The following is a 19428-nucleotide window of genomic DNA, read 5'->3' as shown; positions in this document are numbered from 1 at the left end:
TGGTATAATAGATGAAATCTTAACTAATTTCAGGAGAGGGAATATATGTCATTTACAGCAACAAGTAAGAAGATTAATTTCGATGCTCTCAAAGAGGAATCAAAATTAACTGGTGATGTTTTAGCTAAAAAAGAGGCACGTGATCGCGAATTAGAAGCTATCATTAAAGGTGAAGACAACCGAGTCCTTTTAGTCATTGGTCCTTGTTCATCTGATAATGAAGATGCTGTGCTAGAGTACGCTCATCGTCTTGCAAAACTTCAAGAAGAAGTTAAAGATCGTGTCTTTATGGTGATGCGTGTCTATACAGCAAAACCTCGTACGAATGGTGATGGCTATAAAGGTTTGGTGCACCAACCAAATACATCTGAGGCACCAAGCTTGATTAACGGTATCAAAGCTGTTCGTCACCTTCACTATCGTGTGATTTCAGAGACTGGTTTGACAACGGCTGATGAGATGCTTTATCCAGAGAACCTACCTTTGGTAGATGATTTGGTATCTTACATCGCTGTCGGTGCGCGTTCAGTTGAAGACCAACAACACCGCTTTGTTGCTTCAGGTATCAGTGTTCCAACTGGTATGAAAAATCCTACTTCTGGAAATTTGAATGTCATGTTTAATGGTGTTTATGCTGCACAAAATAAACAATCATTCTTGTTTAATGGTGAAGAAGTAGAAACATCTGGTAACCCATTGGCACACGTTATTTTGCGTGGTGCGCTTAATGAATATGGGAAAAATATTCCAAATTATTATTATGACAATGTCATCGATACGATTGAACAATATGAAAAAATGGGTCTTGAAAATCCATTCATCGTTATCGATACAAACCATGATAATTCAGGAAAACAATATTTAGAGCAAGTACGTATTGTCCGCCAAACATTGATTAACCGTGATTGGAATGAAAAAATTAACAAATACGTTCGTGGCTTCATGATTGAATCTTACTTAGAAGATGGTCGTCAAGATAAACCTGAGGTATTTGGTAAATCAATCACAGACCCATGTCTTGGTTGGGATAATACTGAGAAACTTGTACACGAAATCTACGAAACTCTAGGTAAATAATTATGGGAATACATCAAAAAAGTGCAAGAATTGATATTGCACAAGTTAAAGAACTTTCAAAATTAGAAGGTGATTTTCTTGCTAAGAAAAAAGCACGTGATGTTGAATTAGCGAAAATCATCAAGGGTGAGGATGACCGTATTCTTTTGGTTATCGGTCCTTGCTCATCTGATAATGAAGATGCTGTATTAGAGTACGCTCATCGTCTTGCAAAACTTCAAGAAGAAGTAAAAGACAAGATTTTTATCGTGATGCGTGTCTACACAGCAAAACCTCGTACAAATGGTGATGGGTATAAAGGATTGATGCATCAGCCAGACACATCAAAATTGCCTGACTTGATTAATGGTATCGCTGCTGTTCGTCATTTGCATTACCGTGTCATTACAGAGACTGGTTTGACAACAGCTGATGAGATGCTTTATCCTGATAATCTGCCATTGGTAGATGATTTGGTATCATATCATGCGGTTGGTGCTCGTTCTGTAGAAGACCAAGAACATCGTTTTGTTGCTTCAGGAATTGATGCGCCAGCAGGTATGAAAAATCCAACATCTGGTAATTTAAACGTTATGTTTAACGGTATCTACGCCGCACAAAATAAACAAAACTTTATTTACCGTAGTGCAGAGGTTGAAACAGATGGTAATCCATTGGCACACGCCATTCTTCGTGGTTCAAATAATGAACACGGTGAGAACGTGCCAAATTACTATTATGATGACTTGTTGAAAGCAATTGAACGCTACGAAGAAATGGGACTTAAAAATCCATTCATCGTTGTGGATACAAATCATGACAATTCTGGTAAAAAATATCTTGAACAAATCCGTATTGTACGTCAAACATTGATTAATCGCGACTGGAGTGATAAAATTAACAAGTATGTACGTGGATTCATGATTGAATCTTACTTGGAAGATGGTCGCCAAGATACACCAGAGGTATTTGGAAAATCGATCACAGACCCATGTCTAGGATGGGATAAAACTGAAAAATTGATTCGTGAAATCCATGCAACCTTAAGTCATGATTCTTATGAAGAATTGCTATTCTAATAATTGAATAACATATGGGGCTGGGGAATTTTCTCAGCTCCTTAGTTTTGGAAATCGTTAAGAATTAAGTTAATAAGGATTTTGAATTGGTTTAAATCATTTTTCACAAAGGAGACGTATGATTATTGGTCATGGCATTGATTTGCAGGAAATAGATGCAATCAAGCGAGCTTATGAAAAAAATGAAAGATTTGCTAGGCGGATTTTGACTGACGAGGAATTTCAGATTTTTTCAGCATTTAAAGCTGAGAAACGTCAGATGGAATTTTTGGCAGGACGCTGGGCAGCAAAAGAAGCTTTCTCAAAAGCACTGGGTACTGGTATTGGTGCAGTTGGATTTAAGGATATTGAGATTCTCAGTAACGAACTTGGGGCACCGGTGATTACTAAGTCACCTTTTGAGGGAAATTGCTTTGTATCACTTTCTCACACTGGTAACCTTGTACAAGCAAGTGTTATTTTAGAGAAATAATTGTTTGTTGAATGTTTGAAAAATGAAAAGTTGGATGAGTCGATAAATTTTTACTAGCTTTGGAGGAGAAAAAATGATTTCAAGTTTACACCGACCAACAAGAGCCTTAATTGATTTGGGGGCTATTTGTCAAAATATTGAGGCGGTTAAGGCTAATATTCCAGAAGGAAAAAAAGCTTTTGCAGTTGTAAAAGCTAATGCTTACGGACATGGTGCTAAAAAAGTCGCACAAGCTGTGCATCACTTGGTGGATGGCTTCTGTGTTTCTAACGTTGATGAAGCTCTTGAACTTCGTGAAGCAGGTATTGAAGAAACTATCTTGATTTTAGGTGTTATTATGCCTAATGAAGTTGCTTTAGCGCGTGATTATGATATTACGCTTACAGTTGCCAGCCAAGAATGGCTTGATTTGGCGATTGAGCAAGATATTAGTCTAAAAGGTGTTAAGGTCCACTTGAAAGTTGACTCTGGTATGGGGCGTATCGGTGTGCGTAGTCTTGATGAAGCTGAAAACTTGATTGCTAATTTGAAAAAAGCTGGCGCAAGTGTTGAGGGCATTTTCACTCACTTTGCTACTGCTGATGAAGCTGATGATACTAAATTTAATGAACAACTTGAATTCTTCACAAATATTGTTAACAATTTGAGTGATAAACCAGCACTTGTTCATGCTAGTAACTCAGCAACAAGTATTTGGCACAGTGAAACTATTTTTAACATTGTTCGTCTTGGTATTGTCATGTATGGCTTGAATCCAAGTGGAACTGATATTGAGCTTCCTTATCCGATTAAGCCAGCTCTTAGCTTGGAATCATCACTTGTTCATGTGAAGACAATTCCGGCTGGTGCAACGGTTGGTTACGGTGCTACTTACACAGCTCAAAAAGAAGAATACATTGCGACAGTGCCAATCGGTTATGCGGATGGTTGGACACGTGATTTGCAAGGCTTCTCAGTTCTTGTGAATGGTCAATTTTGTGAAATCGTTGGGCGCGTGTCAATGGACCAAATTACGATTCGCTTGCCTGAAAAATTCCCGATTGGAACAAAAGTCACTTTGATTGGTCAAGAAGGTGACCAAGTCATTTCAGCGACTGATTTGGCTAAAAAACGTGACACAATCAATTACGAAGTTCTATGTCTATTGAGTGACCGAATTCCACGTTTCTATTCAAAATAAAAGATAAAAAGCAGATTCTATAATCGTTGTGAGAAGTCTTACAGCGATTTAGAATCTATTTTTGTTATAATAATAGAAAAGTGAGGTTTTATGAATTTACAATCAACAATTGTGGAATTAAAAGGAATAGGACCGAAGTCAGCAGAGAAGTTTCATAAGCTAGATATTTATACGATTGAAGATTTGCTACTTTACTATCCTTTTCGATATGAAGATTTTAAGAGTAAAAGTGTTTTAGATTTAGTTGATGGTGAAAAGGCTGTTATCACTGGTACAGTCGTCACACCAGCTAATGTACAATATTATGGCTATAAGCGTAACCGTTTGTCGTTTAAAATCCGACAAGGTGAGGCTGTTATTGCGGTATCATTTTTCAACCAACCTTATCTTTCTGACAAGGTAGAGCTTGGCAGTGATGTGGCGATTTTTGGAAAATGGGATGCCCTAAAATCTGCAGTGACAGGAATGAAGATATTAGCGCAGGTAGAAGATGATATGCAGCCGGTTTATCGTGTGGCACAAGGCATTTCACAGACTGCACTGGTCAAGGCTATTAAGTCAGCTTTTGAAATTGGTGCCCAAAACTGGTTGCCTGAGAATTTACCGCAGGTGCTTTTGGAGAAATACCGCTTGTTGAGTCGAGCGAAAGCAACAGCTGCCATGCATTTTCCAAAAGATTTAGCTGAATACAAGCAAGCTCTTCGACGAATCAAGTTTGAGGAACTCTTTTATTTCCAAATGAATTTGCAAGCTTTAAAGGCTGATAATAAATCAGAAGCAAACGGTCTTGCGATTGCTTTTGACGAGAAGAAGGTAGCTGATAAGATTGCAGCTCTGCCATTTGCTCTAACGGGTGGTCAAAAACGAAGTCTGAGTGATATTTTGTCTGATATGCGTTCTGGTGGGCACATGAATCGTCTTTTGCAAGGGGATGTTGGTTCAGGTAAAACTGTTGTTGCCAGTCTTGCCATGTATGCTGCGTATACGGCTGGCTTTCAGTCTGCTTTGATGGTGCCAACAGAAATTCTAGCAGAACAGCATTTTGAGAGTTTAACGCAGCTCTTTCCAGATTTATCCATTGCTATTTTGACATCGGGAATGAAAGCGGCGGCTAAGAAGGCAGCGCTTACGGCGATTGCTGATGGTTCTGTGGACATGATTGTAGGAACGCATGCGCTTATTCAAGATGCGGTTAGCTATCATCGTCTCGGACTGGTTATTACGGATGAGCAGCACCGCTTTGGGGTCAATCAGCGTCGTATTTTCCGTGAAAAAGGGGAAAATCCTGATGTGCTCATGATGACTGCGACACCTATCCCTCGTACGCTCGCCATCACTGCTTTTGGTGAGATGGATGTTTCAATCATTGACGAATTGCCAGCAGGTCGAAAACCAATTATTACACGTTGGGTGAAGCATGAGCAATTGGAGGTTGTACTGGATTGGGTGAAAAAAGAGCTTCAAAAAGGTGCTCAGGCTTATGTGATTTCACCCTTGATTGAAGAATCAGAATCGCTTGATTTGAAAAATGCCATTGCCTTGCATGAAGAACTCTCGGCTTATTTTGATGGAACAGCAGAAGTTGCTTTGATGCATGGTCGCATGAAAAATGATGAGAAAGAAGCCATCATGCAGGACTTTAAGGCGCAAAAAAGTCAGGTTCTGGTGTCAACGACAGTTATTGAAGTTGGTGTCAATGTGCCAAATGCAACTATCATGATTATCATGGACGCTGATCGTTTTGGACTTAGTCAGCTGCATCAGTTGCGTGGGCGTGTCGGACGTGGGCAAAAACAATCGTATGCTGTTTTGGTCGCAAATCCTAAGACTCAGACAGGTAAGGAACGTATGAAAATCATGACAGAAACCACAGATGGTTTTGTCTTGGCAGAAGCTGACCTTAAAATGCGTGGCTCAGGTGAAATCTTCGGAACACGCCAATCAGGAATCCCAGAATTTCAAGTGGCTGATATCGTTGAAGATTATAATATTCTTGAAGAGGCAAGACGCGTTGCAAGTCAGATTGTCTCAGAAAAAGATTGGAAAACCAATCCACAGTGGCAAGTCATTAGCCAAAATCTTAAGGATAAAGGAAATTTCGATTAAAGTTATTGAAATTTTTTTGCAAGACGTAGTAGTTGAATGAGTTTTAATGCGCTGACGAATCAACTTACGGTAAGTAAGCTAGAATGAGTACTCTTTTTTGATATTTCGCTATGGTAATAGAATTACCTGCGACAAGACATGTAAGAACATAAAAATTAACTCAGCCTATGTGGCTGAGTTTTTTTGTCTGAAAAGTCTATTTTTGTTAAAAATCACGCAAAAAAAATAAAAAAATATCGATTTTCGATAAAAAAGTGTTGCAAAACGAAAAACTTGTGCTATACTAAATATATCGAAAAACGATAAAAGATTTTCGAAAAAGAATAATTTTATATTGCAAAACGGATTATCATTGAGCTCGAAATATCCAGTATGACACAAGCTATAAGGAGATTTATCATGAACACAAAAACTATCGAAACTACTGTAAAAACTGTTGCTAAAGTTGCTATTAACGTCACAAATGTTGTTTTAGTATTAACAATTCTTGCTGACTTGATTTCACATATCTATGGTTACGATACTGTAAATGCAGGTCATTACGGTGTGATTGAGTGGGCGATTGGCAAAGATACAAATACTTGGTTAGTCACAGCTTTGACAATTTTGACAAATTCAGCAATGATTTACGGTCTAACAAAACTAAAACACTTTATCGCAAACTTTACATTAAAAGATATTTTAGCTGATAAAACATACCTTTTCTTGAAAAAAGCTAGCATTTTTGCATTTGTTGTCTCATTTCTTCAAAATGCTTTATCAACATCAATGCATCAAGCTCATGTTATTGCTGACTTTTCAATTTGCGGTTACTTTGTCCTTGCTTTTCTACTTGTTAAATACCTACGCGCACGTCACATGGCTTAGCCCTAATATCATTATCATCTTACCAATTATCAATTAAAAACCAGAGGAGAAAAATTATGAAAAACGATACTAAAAAATTTAAATACATTTTAAACTTTGTAACTTTCTTATACGGCGTAAATATTTTTGGAATAGTTGCGCTTTTAGCAGGCGGGATTCTTTCACTCTTTTTAAGTAACAGTTCATTTGTCGGCCAACATGAATTTAGCAACGGTTGGAGTTTTACGCTAATGAGTGGAACATTTGATTATGTATCTTTACTGACAATGTTGTATAGTACTGTTATGATGTTCTTGCTTCTAGGAACAATCCGTAAATTTTTGAAGAACTTAATTGCAGATGAAATTTTTATTACAGAAAATGTCACACTAGCTAAACGTGCAAGTTTCTTCTTGCTTTTGGCTTCATTTGATGGTGGTTCTGAAGCAGTGCTTGCTGTTAATGGATCTGGTTTCATCAATTTAACATTTATCTTTGCTGCACTGCTTATTTGGGTGTTTGCAAAACTTCTTGAAAAGGCTGTTGTTATCGCTGAAGAAAATGAATTTACGATTTAGTTGAAGGAGATTTGAGATGGGTAAAAAATTGAAAAAAGCAGTATTTGCTCTTGTCACAGTAGCTTCTACAATTGTAAATAATAGTGAGTTTGTTACATGTGGATATGTTAATATTGATGATGAACATGATAAGGTAGAGAAGCAGTCGTTGGAAGAGTTTATTCAAACACATCATACACCATTTTCTAAAACAATAATAAAAAATGATGACTAGGAGGTAATTAGATGATTCAAATTAATCTTGATGTTGAATTAGCAAAACGTAAAATGAAATCAGGAGAATTGGCAGAGCGTGTCGGTATTACCAATGCCAATCTATCAATCCTCAAAACAGGAAAAGCAAAAGCAGTTCGTTTAACGACATTGGATGCTATTTGTCGCGAGTTGGATTGTCAACCTGGTGATATTTTAGAGTATATTCCTGATGAAGAATAAAAAAAGAAGCTGAGGTTTAAAGATATAACTTCAGCTTTTTGTTTGATGATTTTTTCAAAGTATCTTGACAAATGCTGGTAATACAAGTAATATGACAATTGACTTTTCAGTTTGAGGCGTTTTAGTTTTTTGTAATTAGTTAACGACTTTGTAAGTGACAGTTAGTTTAATGAGAAAGGTATTTTTGAGGAGAGAATCATGAAAAGAACAAATTATCGCATTTTAAAAGTTGCTAATGTTATCATCAGCATTGCAATTGCCCTTATCGCGCTATCGACAATGGTTGGAATTATTCTTTCATTGAGTCATCCTCACATGGATTTAACGAACCCTTCCGGAAATGGTCTTTTGCTTGATATTAATATTCCAGAAAAATTGTTGCACTCAACCTCATTTCTTAGTTTGTTTGCGATGAATTCAAGTCTTTGGATTGCGCTCTTAGTTTTTGTAAAAATATTCTTTAAAAATATTATCGATAACAATATTTTTACACCTGAAAATGTTAGGCTAGCTCGCTATGTTGTGTATAACTTTATTTCTCTTGCGTTTTTAGATAGTTGGTTTCAAAGTCTTTGCTCAGGCTCAGGAGTTTTAACTTTTGTGAATTGGGCTTACCTAGTAGCAGCGTTTGTTGTTTGGGTCTTTTCAATAATTTTAAAAGAAGCTAATATTATTGCTGAAGAAAATGAATTTACAGTTTAAGATATATTCTTGATAGAAAATAAAAAGCTGACGTCCAGATTTGGATTTCAGCTTTTTTGTGTGGATTTTTATCCTTCGATATATTCTTTTAGTTCTTGTCCTTTTAAGCCAGCGTTTAAGGCGATAAGAAGTTTTAAGCGGGCTTTTTGGGCGTTAAGTTCTTTGACGAACATAACACCAGCGTTTGCCAGTTGAACACCGCCGCCATCATATGCGTAAACAGGCTCTGCAATACCGTTAAAGCAGCGAGAGACAAGGACAACTGGAACGCCTTGTTTGATAAGGTCATAGATTTCGTCAGCGGCGCGTGGTGGCATATTTCCAGCACCGAGTGCTTCAATGACAACACCTTGAACATTGCTTGGATTTAAGAAACTGATGATGCCATCACCACCCATACCAGCATATGCTCTGATGATTGGAACGGTACCAGAAATATCTTGTAAATCGAAGCGAACACGTGGTTCAGCAGTTCTGAAAAATAGAATATCGTGTTTCATGATGATTCCTAGTGGTCCATGAATTGGTGTTTTAAAGGTTGACACATTGGTTGTGTGTGTTTTTGTCACGTATTTTGCAGCGTGAATTTCATCGTTCATAACCACTAAAACGCCTTTTCCAACTGCTTTATCATGGCTTGCGACACGAAGTGCACTGAGGTAATTGTAGACCCCGTCACTCCCTAGTTCATTTGAGGAACGCATGGCACCTGTAAGGACGATTGGAATATTTGGAACTTCCATTGTATCAAGGAAATAAGCTGTTTCTTCAAGTGTATCAGTACCATGAGTGATAACAACACCATCGAAATTATCAGCTTCTTCTTTAATTTTTTGGTAAAGTTTTAGCATATGTCTTGGTGTAATGTGCGGGCTTGGCACATTAAAAAAATCAAGTGCCGTCACTTGAATGTTATCAAGGTTGACGCCGACATGGTTCATCGGATTATCATTTTCGGGACGAACATGACCAGCTTCGTCAGCCTGCATTGAAATAGTTCCACCAGTATGTAGAACAAGGATTTTTTTCATGACAATCAAACTTCCTTTTAAAATTGTGATATAATCTATTTTAACATAAAGAAGGAAGGCGAGAAACGCTTTGTCAATAAAAGCAGTTTTTTTTGATATTGACGGAACACTTTTAAACGACCGTAAAAATGTCCAACTATCAACGCAAAAAGCTATTAAAAGTCTGAAAAGACAAGGGATTTTTGTTGGAGTGGCAACGGGACGTGGTCCTGGTTTTGTCCAACCTTATCTTGAAAATCTTGGTTTGGACTTTGCCATTACCTATAACGGACAATATATTTTTACTCGTGATCAGGTGCTTTACCATAAACAGATGCCGGTCTCAACGGTTTATCGTTTGATTCGCTATGCCAATGATCATCGTCGCGAAATTTCGTTAGGAACAGCATCTGGCTTGGTCGGTTCACGTATTATTGGTATTGGGACAAGTCGTTTTGGACAAATTGTGAGTGCGATTGTGCCGAAACGCTGGGCAAAAGCAGTAGAACGAAGTTTTAAACATTTTATTCGACGATTTAAGCCCCAAAACCTAAATGCATTACTAGCAATCATGCGCCAGCCTGTTTTTCAAGTAGTACTTGTAGCGACTGAGGGTGAGACAGCTGACATTCAAAATGCCTTTCCTTATATCAAGGTGACACGAAGTAGCCCTTATTCAGCAGATTTAGTTTCAAAAGGGCAATCAAAGATTAAGGGTGTTGAACGACTTGGTGACATATTTGGCTTTACTTTAGATGAGGTCATGGCATTTGGCGATTCTGACAATGACATGGAAATGTTGTCTGGAGTTGGTATCGGTGTTGCTATGGGAAATGCAGAAGAAGCTGTTAAAGAAGTTGCTACTTACACGACTGACTCTAACAATAACAATGGTATTTCAAAAGCGTTAGCGCATTATGGTTTGATTCATGTTAAAGTCGGAGAAAGATTTGATAGTCAAGATGACAACTTTAACAAGGTCAAAGATTTCCACCATCAAATGGATGGAGAGACTTGCGAAGTGCCAAGATTATATGGACTTGAAGAAGCAGATCATCGTTCTGATTTTAAAGTGGAAGAAATCGTTGAATTCTTATATGCGACAAGTAAAGGGAATCCACAAGCTTTCAAACAATCAATTTCTAATTTGCATGAGGCTGTTGATAGGGCTGTTCAAAAAGTTGAAAGTAAAGAACACCCAGAAACACCACTTGTTGGTCAAGTTGATGCTTTGACAGATCTTTTATACCTTACTTATGGTTCATTTGTTTTAATGGGTGTCGATCCAAAACCATTCTTTGAAATTGTTCACGAATCGAATATGGGAAAACTCTTCCCTGATGGTCAAGCGCATTTTGATCCAGTCACACATAAAATTCTAAAACCAGATGATTGGGAAGAAAAATTTGCTCCAGAACCTGCTATTAAGCGTGAACTTGATCGTCAAATTCAAAAATCGCTTAATCGTAAAAAAAGAAACCAAGCTAGTCATTAGACCAACTTGGTTTTTTTCGTAGTTTAGTTATAGAATAGTTGATTAAAAATTATTATTAAAGAGAATTGATATTAATCAAGACTTAGAATGTTTTTTCGCTATCGCGAACAACTAGCAAATCGACTTTTGCATGGCGCATGATGTATTCTGATGAAGAACCGATGAGAAGTCGTTCAAATGTGTTAAGACCAGTAGCCCCAACCATAATCAAATCTGCTCCTTCTTTGTCAGGAATATCACGTGCTAAGAGAGTCTTAGGATTACCAAATTCAATGACTTGTTTGACTTTAGTTAAACCTTTGTCGCGAGCTTGTTTTTCATAGTCATCTAACACTTCTTTTGCTTCTTGTTCAAGTTTTTCATAAACATAAGTGTCAAAAGTTGCAACACTTTGAAGTGCGCGTGTATCAATGACGTGTGTAAGTAGTAACTCTGCGTCGTTACGTAGTGCAACGTTTACCCCTTTTTCAAAAGCCAATTCTGATTCGTAAGAACCATCAATAGCAACTAGGATTTTTTCATAATGATGTGACATAAGCTGCCTCCTTAATTATGCTAGCAAGAGCGTAAAATCAAGCGAAAACATAGGACTGGTAAGAAATCTTGGTTTATTGAGAACTAAGGTTAGTTATCCGTCTGTTGTTAAAATGTAACAACATTTCGCATTCCAAACTTCCTGCCCATATCAATAATTTTAATAAGCTAAGCGGGATAAGATAAACTAGCGTTAACCGCTTACATTTATCTAAAGAAATATCCCTAAAATTATTATACCCTATTTGTTCTAAAAATGAAAGCGTTTAAGGAATTTTTCTGAATATTTTTGCTATAATAGAAAAAGCGAGGAGAAATATGGTTAGAGGTATGAGAAAAGTTTTAAAAGATTTTAGAAAAAATAAAGCATCCTATATTTTAAGAGCAGGTCTGTTTCAATTACTTTTCACGACCATTGGAGCTTACATGCTCCCCTTGGTTTTTAAAATGCTTGTGATTCATTCTCGAGTTCCGGCGATTAATATCGATTATCTTAACTCTTTCTTGACTAATCCGCTTTTACTAGTTGCGCTTTTGGTTCATCTTTTCTTGTTAGCATTCCTAACTTATCTTGAACTGGCAATGCTAGTTGAGGTTATTTGTCATAAAGAATTGAACTGGCAATTTTTAAAATCTTCCTTAAAAGAAAAAAGTAAAAACTTTTTAAAAACAATTTCTGGTAAGCATTGTCTAGCGTTTCTAAGCTACTTAGCTTTATTGGTTCCATTTTTACGCTTTTTAGTGGCAGCATCTTTTTTAGAAAATCTTGACATTCCAAGTTTTATGATGTGGGCATCACAGGCGTCTGATTTTGTTAAACTATCTGTCGGTGCTTTCTATCTTATTTTTAGTTATCTTAATCTCCGTTTTATTTATACCATTCCGCTTGCGGTCAAAAATGAAAGCAAATATTTTGGCTGGTGTATGAAAGAATCATTGAACTTGACGCGTGGCAAGAAGATTTTTAGAACCTTTGGAATTGTTTTTATAGGCTTAGTTATCCTATTTTGTGTGGGACTTCTTAGTGGTGTGACGATTGGTTTTGCTAGTTTAATTGGTGGTAGTACTAGAAGTTTTTGGGGAACAGCGGTTTTTTTGACAATCATCTGGCTGATATTTTTTGCGGCTCGATTACTGTTTAAACTATTTTCTCTTTCTTATCTGTTGAAAACAATAGAAAAAGATGACTGTGTGATAAATTCTCAAAACGGACATAGCATGTTAGCTTTAGCTGGGTTGTGTTTACTCGTTTTTGGTCTTGGTTTTGCCTATAATACCTTGAAAGCTACAGGAAAACAAGCACACGATGTGACTGTTGTTGGTCACCGCGGGATGTCACCTAAAGGTGTAGAAAATTCTATTGAGTCTCTTGAAGCGGCAGCAAGAGCTGGAGCAGATTATTCAGAGTTGGATATCGTCTTGTCAAAAGACGGTCAGTTTGTTGTTAGCCACGATGATAATCTCAAACGTCTGACTGGTAAAGATGTCACTATTTCAACCTCTAAGGCTAAAGAGGTTGTTGGCTTAAAAACTAAGCAGGGAAGCCACTATTCACAGATTGCATCTTTTGATGACTGTGTTGCCAAAGCTAAGCAATTAGGAATAAAACTCTTGGTTGAGTTAAAAACTACTGGCAATGAGCCAGATAACTATGCACAACTTTTCGTTGATAAAATGAAGTCACTAAAAATTGATAAGTCATATCTGGTTATGTCATCTGATTTACAGGCTGCAGAAAAAGTAAAAGAGACTGCTCCAGAGATGACAGTCGGGCACACTATTTCATTTCAAGTTGGTGATTATTTGAGTCCTAAAATGGATTTTTATGCGATTGAAGACTTCTCATATAATGAATATTTAGCGCATAAAGTTCATCAAAATGGTAAGAAAATTTTTGTTTGGACAGTCAATTCAAAAGATGATATTGAAAGGTACCTGAAGACTAGTGCTGATGGTGTTATTACGGACTACACAAGTTCAGTTAGAAAAGGTCAAAAAGACCTAACATTGGATGTTAGTTATCTTGATTATTTTTTGCAAATTATGAATCTTTCGTGGATTGAAAATTTATAAAGGAAAGTTTATAATATTTGAAACGAGGTATAATCTATGAAAATATTTGATAAATCTTCAAAGCTAGAACATGTGGCGTACGACATTCGTGGGCCGATTCTTGATGAAGCTAATCGTATGATTGCCAACGGCGAAAAAATTCTTCGCCTTAACACAGGAAACCCAGCTGCCTTTGGTTTTCAAGCTCCAGACGAGGTTATCCGCGATTTGATTGCGCATGCTCGTAGCAGTGAGGGCTATTCTGATAGTAAAGGGATTTTTTCTGCTCGTAAAGCTATCATGCAATATTGTCAGCTGAAAGGTTTTCCACATGTGGATATCGATGATATTTATCTAGGAAATGGTGTTTCTGAGCTTATCTCAATGTCACTTCAAGCTCTCCTTGATGATGGTGATGAAGTTTTAGTGCCAATGCCTGATTATCCATTGTGGACAGCTTGCGTGAGCCTTGCAGGTGGTAATGCGGTGCATTATCTTTGTGATGAACAGGCTAACTGGTATCCTGATATTGATGATATCAAATCAAAAATCACCTCAAATACCAAAGCTATTGTTATTATTAACCCTAATAACCCAACAGGTGCTTTGTACCCAGATGATTTGCTAAAAGAGATTGTCGAAATCGCCCGTCAAAATGACTTGATTATCTTTGCGGATGAAATCTATGACCGATTAGTAATGGATGGTAAGAAACACACAGCTATTGCTAGCTTGGCACCAGATGTTTTCTGTGTGTCTATGAATGGTTTATCAAAATCACACCGAATCTGTGGTTTCCGTGTTGGCTGGATGGTTTTATCAGGTCCTAAACATAATGTTAAAGGTTATATTGAAGGACTTAACATGCTAGCCAACATGCGTCTTTGCGCAAACGTATTAGGACAAAATGTTGTTCAAACATCCCTTGGTGGCTATCAATCAGTTGATGAACTGTTGATTCCTGGAGGACGTATCTACGAACAACGTAACTTCATTTATAAAGCTGTTAATGAAGTTCCTGGTTTGTCTGCTGTAAAACCAGAAGCAGGACTTTACATCTTTCCTAAAATTGATCGAGACATGTATCAGATTGATGATGATGAGCAGTTCTGTTTGGAACTGTTAAAACAAGAAAAAGTCATGTTGGTTCCAGGTAAAGGCTTTAACTGGACTGAACCTGACCACTTCCGAATCGTATATTTGCCACGTGTTGAAGAATTAGCAGAAGTTCAAGAGAAATTAACACGTGTTCTTAGTCAATATAAACGTTAAGACCTAGTCGTTAGAACGGTATCGTATTTTGTCCTGATAAGGCTTTAAATACGAACGTTCTAATGATTTTTTTTGATTAAATTCAGTTTAAGAAGTATGCGCTTACAAAATTATCAGAAGATAAAGAAATTTTCAGATAATTGTTTGCAAAATAAGGGTTCCTTTGATATAATTGTAACGCAAATAACGCAAAGGAAGTAGAAAATGCCGAATTTATTAGAAAAAACTAGAAAGATTACGTCAATTTTGCAACGCTCAGTTGATAGCCTTGATACCGAATTACCATATAACACAATGGCTGCTCAACTTGCTGACATCATTGACTGTAACTCTTGCATCATCAACGGAGGAGGAAACCTTCTTGGTTATGCAATGAAGTATAAAACAAATACTGACCGTGTTGAAGAATTCTTTCAAGCGAAACAATTCCCTGAAGAATACGTAAAAGCGGCTAGTCGTGTTTATGATACTGAAGCTAACTTGTCTGTAGATAATGATTTGACAATCTTCCCAGTTGAATCAAAAGATATTTACCCAGATGGATTGACAACTATCGCTCCAATCTACGGTGGCGGTATGCGTCTTGGTTCTCTTATCATTTGGCGTAATGATAAAGAATTTTCAGAAGACGATTTGATTCTTGTCGAAATCGCCTCTACAGTAGTTGGTATCCAATTACTTAACCTTCAAACTGAAAATCTTGAAGAAACAATCCGTAAACAAACAGCTGTTAACATGGCGATTAACACACTATCTTACTCAGAAATGAAAGCCGTATCTGCTATTTTGGGTGAACTTGATGGTACAGAAGGTCGTTTGACTGCATCTGTTATCGCTGACCGTATTGGTATTACACGTTCTGTTATCGTTAATGCCCTACGTAAATTGGAATCAGCTGGTATCATCGAAAGCCGTTCATTGGGTATGAAAGGTACTTACCTTAAAGTTATCAATGAAGGTATCTTCGATAAACTTAAAGAATACAATTAATTATTATCCTAAGCACTAGTGCTAGGGGATAACTACTGAGATTATGGTACAGTAGAAAAAATCAGTTTACATTTAATTCGCGATATGGTTTTAAGTGTAAAGATTGTTAAGAAAAAGAAGCAGGTTGACCTAGCTTCTTTTTTGCTTTTTAAAAAAGTGTGAAATTTTCCATGGAAGAGCTTTCTCACTTTCTTTTACGTGTTAAAGAAAAGTAAAATGTGGTATAATTTTAGGGACTATATTGTAAATTTGGTTTACGATTTAAAATAATCAAGGAGAGATAGAGATGAAAATTTCTGAAGAAGAAGTTCGTCATGTGGCAAATCTGTCAAAATTGTCATTTTCTGATGAAGAAACAACAGAATTTGCGACAACTTTGTCTAAGATTGTAGATATGGTAGAACTCTTGAATGAAGTTGATACAGAGGGAGTCCCTGTAACAACGACAATGGCAGATCGTAAGACTGTTATGCGTGAAGACGTTGCAGTAGCTGGTGATGATCGTGATGAGCTCTTTAAAAACGTGCCTCAATCTGAAAATTACTATATTAAAGTGCCTGCTATCTTAGAAGACGGAGGAGATGCATAATGTCATTTAATACAAAATCAATTGATGAGTTGCACAATCTTCTTGTCAATAAAGAAATCTCAGCAGTTGAATTAACAAAAGCAACACTTGAAGATATTAAAGAACGTGAAGCAGCTGTTGATTCTTTCATCACTGTTTCTGAAGAAGCTGCGCTTGCACAAGCAGCTGCAATCGATGAAAAAGGAATTGATGCTGATAATGTGATGTCAGGTATTCCTTTGGCAGTTAAAGATAACATTTCAACTCGTGGTATTTTGACAACTGCAGCATCTAAAATGCTTTATAATTACGAACCAATTTTTGATGCGACAGCTGTTGAAAAACTTTACGGTAAAGATATGGTTGTTATCGGTAAAACAAACATGGACGAATTTGCTATGGGTGGTTCTACTGAAACATCATACTTCAAGAAAACTAAAAACGCTTGGGACCAAACTAAAGTTCCTGGTGGATCATCTGGTGGTTCTGCAACTGCAGTAGCTTCTGGTCAAGTTCGTTTGTCACTTGGTTCTGATACTGGTGGTTCAATTCGCCAACCTGCAGCCTTCAATGGTGTTGTTGGTTTGAAACCAACTTACGGACGTGTTTCACGTTTTGGTTTGATTGCGTTTGGTAGTTCACTTGACCAAATCGGTCCATTTGCCCAAACAGTTAAAGAAAATGCACAATTGTTGAACGTAATTGCTGGTCACGATGCTAAAGATGCTACATCATCTGACCGTGAAGTTCCTGATTTCACTGGTAAAATCGGTCAAGATATTAAAGGTATGAAGATTGCTCTTCCAAAAGAATATCTTGGTGAAGGTATCGACCCAGAAGTTAAAGAAACAATTCTTAAAGCTGCTAAACACTTTGAAAAACTTGGTGCAACTGTTGAAGAAGTTAGTCTTCCACACAGTAAATATGGTGTAGCTGTTTACTATATCATCGCATCATCAGAAGCATCTTCAAACTTGCAACGTTTTGATGGTATCCGTTACGGTTATCGTACAGAAAACTACAGCAACCTTGAAGATATCTACGTTAATACACGTAGCGAAGGATTTGGTGATGAAGTTAAACGTCGTATCATGCTTGGTACATTTAGCTTGTCATCAGGTTACTACGATGCTTACTTCAAAAAAGCAGGTCAAGTTCGTACATTGATTATTCGTGATTTTGAAAAAATCTTTGCTGATTACGACCTTATCTTAGGTCCTACAGCTCCAAGCGTAGCATTTGGCTTAGATACACTTAACCACGATCCTGTTTCTATGTACTTGGCTGATATTTTGACAATTCCTGTAAACTTGGCTGGTCTTCCAGGTATCTCAATTCCTGCTGGATTTGCTCAAGGTCTTCCAGTTGGTATGCAATTGATTGGTCCAAAATACAGTGAAGAAACAATCTATCAAGCTGCAGCAGCATTTGAAGCAACAACTGATTATCACAAACAACAACCCGTTATTTTTGGAGGTGACAAATAATGAACTTTGAAACAGTCATCGGGCTTGAAGTCCACGTTGAGTTGAATACTAATTCAAAGATTTTTTCACCGACATCAACACATTTTGGTAACGACCAAAATACAAACACAAACGTTATCGACTGGTCATTCCCAGGTGTTCTTCCTGTTATGAACAAAGGTGTTATCGATGCTGGTATTAAAGCAGCGCTAGCCCTTAACATGGATATTCACCAAAACATGCACTTTGACCGCAAGAACTATTTCTATCCTGATAATCCAAAAGCTTACCAAATTTCACAATTTGATGAACCAATTGGATATAATGGTTGGATTGAAATTGAACTTGAAGATGGTTCAACTAAGAAAATTCGTATCGAACGTGCTCACTTGGAAGAAGATGCTGGTAAAAACACTCACGGTACTGATGGTTACTCATATGTTGACCTTAACCGTCAAGGTGTGCCACTTATTGAAATCGTATCTGAAGCTGATATGCGTTCGCCAGAAGAAGCTTATGCTTACCTAACTGCTCTTAAAGAAGTCATCCAATACACTGGTATTTCTGACGTTAAGATGGAAGAAGGTTCTATGCGTGTGGATGCCAACATTTCTCTTCGTCCTTATGGTCAAGAAGAATTTGGTACAAAAGCTGAATTGAAAAACTTGAACTCATTTAACAACGTTCGTAAAGGTCTTATCTACGAGCAAAAACGTCAAGCACAAGTGCTTCGTTCAGGTGGTCAAATTCAACAAGAAACACGTCGTTACGATGAGTCAACTGGTGAAACAATCTTGATGCGTGTTAAAGAAGGTGCATCAGATTACCGTTACTTCCCAGAACCAGACCTACCACTTTATGAAGTGTCTGACGAATGGATTGAAGAAATGCGTCAAACTCTTCCAGAGTTTCCAAAAGAACGTCGTGCTAAATACATTAATGAATTTGGTTTGACAGCTTATGACGCTGCACAATTGACAGCGACAAAAGAAACATCTGACTTTTTTGAAAGTGCTGTTGCTCTTGGTGGAGATGCTAAACACGTTTCTAACTGGTTGCAAGGTGAAGTTGCTCAATTCCTTAACAGTTCAAACAAAACACTTTCAGAAATCTCATTGACACCAGAAAATCTTGTTGAAATGCTTGCTATCATCGCTGATGGTACAATTTCATCAAAAATCGCCAAGAAAGTATTTGTTCACTTGGCTAAAAATGGTGGTTCAGCGCGTGAATATGTTGAAAAAGCTGGTTTAGTTCAAATTTCTGACCCTGCTGTGCTTATTCCAATCATTCACCAAGTCTTTGAAGATAATGAAGCTGCTGTTGCTGACTTCAAGTCTGGTAAACGTAACGCTGACAAGGCCTTTACTGGATTCTTGATGAAAGCTACAAAAGGTAAAGCTAACCCACAAGTTGCCCTTAAATTGTTGGCACAAGAGTTGGCAAAATTGAAAGAAGACTAAATAGAATAAGTCGTTAAAAATCATCCTTCGGGGTGATTTTTTTGCTGTCAAAAATTAATAGAATTTTTAGAAAGATTACTTTGAAAAAAGTTGCTGTGATGGTATTTTTTATCGATTTTAAATG

General features: G+C 37.2%; 19 protein-coding genes. 17 read left to right on the top strand and 2 right to left on the bottom strand.

Annotated features, from left to right (window positions below):
• The first annotated feature begins 45 nt into the window (after positions 1–45).
• The 10 genes from ACNTMY_RS08060 (at position 46) to ACNTMY_RS08015 (ending at position 8454) form a co-directional block, all read left to right on the top strand.
• A complete protein-coding gene (locus ACNTMY_RS08060; RefSeq protein ID WP_423216069.1) occupies positions 46–1077 on the top strand; it encodes a 3-deoxy-7-phosphoheptulonate synthase in 1032 nt (343 codons plus the stop codon).
• Positions 1078–1079: 2 nt separating this feature from the next.
• Positions 1080–2135 carry a 3-deoxy-7-phosphoheptulonate synthase gene (locus tag ACNTMY_RS08055; protein WP_423216068.1) on the top strand — a complete coding sequence of 352 codons (1056 nt, stop codon included), beginning with the start codon at positions 1080–1082 and terminating at the stop codon, positions 2133–2135.
• A 118-nt stretch (positions 2136–2253) separates the two neighbouring features.
• Positions 2254–2607, top strand: coding sequence for a holo-ACP synthase (gene acpS, locus ACNTMY_RS08050; protein ID WP_423216067.1), 354 nt, complete (start codon positions 2254–2256; stop codon positions 2605–2607).
• Between the two features lie 73 nt (positions 2608–2680).
• The gene (gene alr / locus ACNTMY_RS08045; RefSeq protein ID WP_423216066.1) at positions 2681–3787 is read left to right on the top strand and encodes an alanine racemase; all 1107 of its coding nucleotides are present in this window, start codon (positions 2681–2683) and stop codon (positions 3785–3787) included.
• Between the two features lie 90 nt (positions 3788–3877).
• Positions 3878–5893: an ATP-dependent DNA helicase RecG gene (gene recG, locus ACNTMY_RS08040; protein WP_423216065.1), complete on the top strand. Its 2016-nt coding sequence runs from the start codon at positions 3878–3880 to the stop codon at positions 5891–5893.
• A 399-nt stretch (positions 5894–6292) separates the two neighbouring features.
• Positions 6293–6760: a hypothetical protein gene (locus tag ACNTMY_RS08035; RefSeq protein ID WP_423216064.1), complete on the top strand. Its 468-nt coding sequence runs from the start codon at positions 6293–6295 to the stop codon at positions 6758–6760.
• 56 nt (positions 6761–6816) lie between these two features.
• Positions 6817–7317, top strand: a complete 501-nt coding sequence (locus ACNTMY_RS08030; RefSeq protein ID WP_423216063.1) for a DUF2975 domain-containing protein — start codon at positions 6817–6819, stop codon at positions 7315–7317.
• A gap of 16 nt (positions 7318–7333) precedes the next feature.
• Complete coding sequence (locus ACNTMY_RS08025; RefSeq protein ID WP_423216062.1) at positions 7334–7531, top strand: hypothetical protein; 198 nt, start codon at positions 7334–7336, stop codon at positions 7529–7531.
• Between the two features lie 11 nt (positions 7532–7542).
• Positions 7543–7752, top strand: coding sequence for a helix-turn-helix domain-containing protein (locus ACNTMY_RS08020; protein WP_423216061.1), 210 nt, complete (start codon positions 7543–7545; stop codon positions 7750–7752).
• Positions 7753–7950: 198 nt separating this feature from the next.
• Positions 7951–8454, top strand: coding sequence for a DUF2975 domain-containing protein (locus ACNTMY_RS08015; RefSeq protein WP_423216060.1), 504 nt, complete (start codon positions 7951–7953; stop codon positions 8452–8454).
• A 68-nt stretch (positions 8455–8522) separates the two neighbouring features.
• Here the strand turns inward: ACNTMY_RS08015 and ACNTMY_RS08010 are convergent, their stop codons facing one another.
• The gene (locus ACNTMY_RS08010; protein WP_423216059.1) at positions 8523–9485 is read right to left on the bottom strand and encodes an asparaginase; all 963 of its coding nucleotides are present in this window, start codon (positions 9483–9485) and stop codon (positions 8523–8525) included.
• A 70-nt stretch (positions 9486–9555) separates the two neighbouring features.
• Between ACNTMY_RS08010 and ACNTMY_RS08005 the strand changes: the two genes are divergently transcribed.
• Positions 9556–10959 carry a Cof-type HAD-IIB family hydrolase gene (locus ACNTMY_RS08005; RefSeq protein ID WP_423216058.1) on the top strand — a complete coding sequence of 468 codons (1404 nt, stop codon included), beginning with the start codon at positions 9556–9558 and terminating at the stop codon, positions 10957–10959.
• Positions 10960–11041: 82 nt separating this feature from the next.
• Here the strand turns inward: ACNTMY_RS08005 and ACNTMY_RS08000 are convergent, their stop codons facing one another.
• Complete coding sequence (locus ACNTMY_RS08000; RefSeq protein WP_021143058.1) at positions 11042–11494, bottom strand: universal stress protein; 453 nt, start codon at positions 11492–11494, stop codon at positions 11042–11044.
• Positions 11495–11823: 329 nt separating this feature from the next.
• Here ACNTMY_RS08000 and ACNTMY_RS07995 point away from each other — a divergent pair, with 329 nt between their 5' ends.
• The 6 genes from ACNTMY_RS07995 to gatB all read left to right on the top strand — a co-directional run bounded on the left by ACNTMY_RS07995 (position 11824) and on the right by gatB (position 19304).
• Positions 11824–13566, top strand: coding sequence for a glycerophosphoryl diester phosphodiesterase membrane domain-containing protein (locus ACNTMY_RS07995; protein ID WP_423216057.1), 1743 nt, complete (start codon positions 11824–11826; stop codon positions 13564–13566).
• A gap of 36 nt (positions 13567–13602) precedes the next feature.
• Positions 13603–14817, top strand: a complete 1215-nt coding sequence (locus ACNTMY_RS07990) for a pyridoxal phosphate-dependent aminotransferase (protein WP_420543512.1) — start codon at positions 13603–13605, stop codon at positions 14815–14817.
• A 204-nt stretch (positions 14818–15021) separates the two neighbouring features.
• Positions 15022–15807, top strand: a complete 786-nt coding sequence (gene codY, locus ACNTMY_RS07985) for a GTP-sensing pleiotropic transcriptional regulator CodY (protein WP_021143055.1) — start codon at positions 15022–15024, stop codon at positions 15805–15807.
• Positions 15808–16093: 286 nt separating this feature from the next.
• Positions 16094–16396 (top strand): Asp-tRNA(Asn)/Glu-tRNA(Gln) amidotransferase subunit GatC, encoded by a 303-nt coding sequence (gene gatC, locus ACNTMY_RS07980; RefSeq protein ID WP_004233135.1) that lies wholly within the window; start codon positions 16094–16096, stop codon positions 16394–16396.
• Positions 16396–17862 carry an Asp-tRNA(Asn)/Glu-tRNA(Gln) amidotransferase subunit GatA gene (gene gatA / locus ACNTMY_RS07975; protein WP_024343597.1) on the top strand — a complete coding sequence of 489 codons (1467 nt, stop codon included), beginning with the start codon at positions 16396–16398 and terminating at the stop codon, positions 17860–17862. Before gatC ends, gatA begins: the two co-directional genes overlap by 1 nt.
• The gene (gatB, locus tag ACNTMY_RS07970; RefSeq protein WP_423216056.1) at positions 17862–19304 is read left to right on the top strand and encodes an Asp-tRNA(Asn)/Glu-tRNA(Gln) amidotransferase subunit GatB; all 1443 of its coding nucleotides are present in this window, start codon (positions 17862–17864) and stop codon (positions 19302–19304) included. The genes gatA and gatB overlap by 1 nt, the downstream gene beginning before the upstream one ends.
• Positions 19305–19428 lie beyond the last annotated feature (124 nt).

Source organism: Streptococcus equinus (assembly GCF_049393735.1).
GTDB classification, from domain to species: Bacteria; Bacillota; Bacilli; order Lactobacillales; family Streptococcaceae; genus Streptococcus; species Streptococcus equinus_G.
Note: the sequence above shows the minus strand (reverse complement) of the source record. Positions and strands in the feature narration are given on the sequence as shown.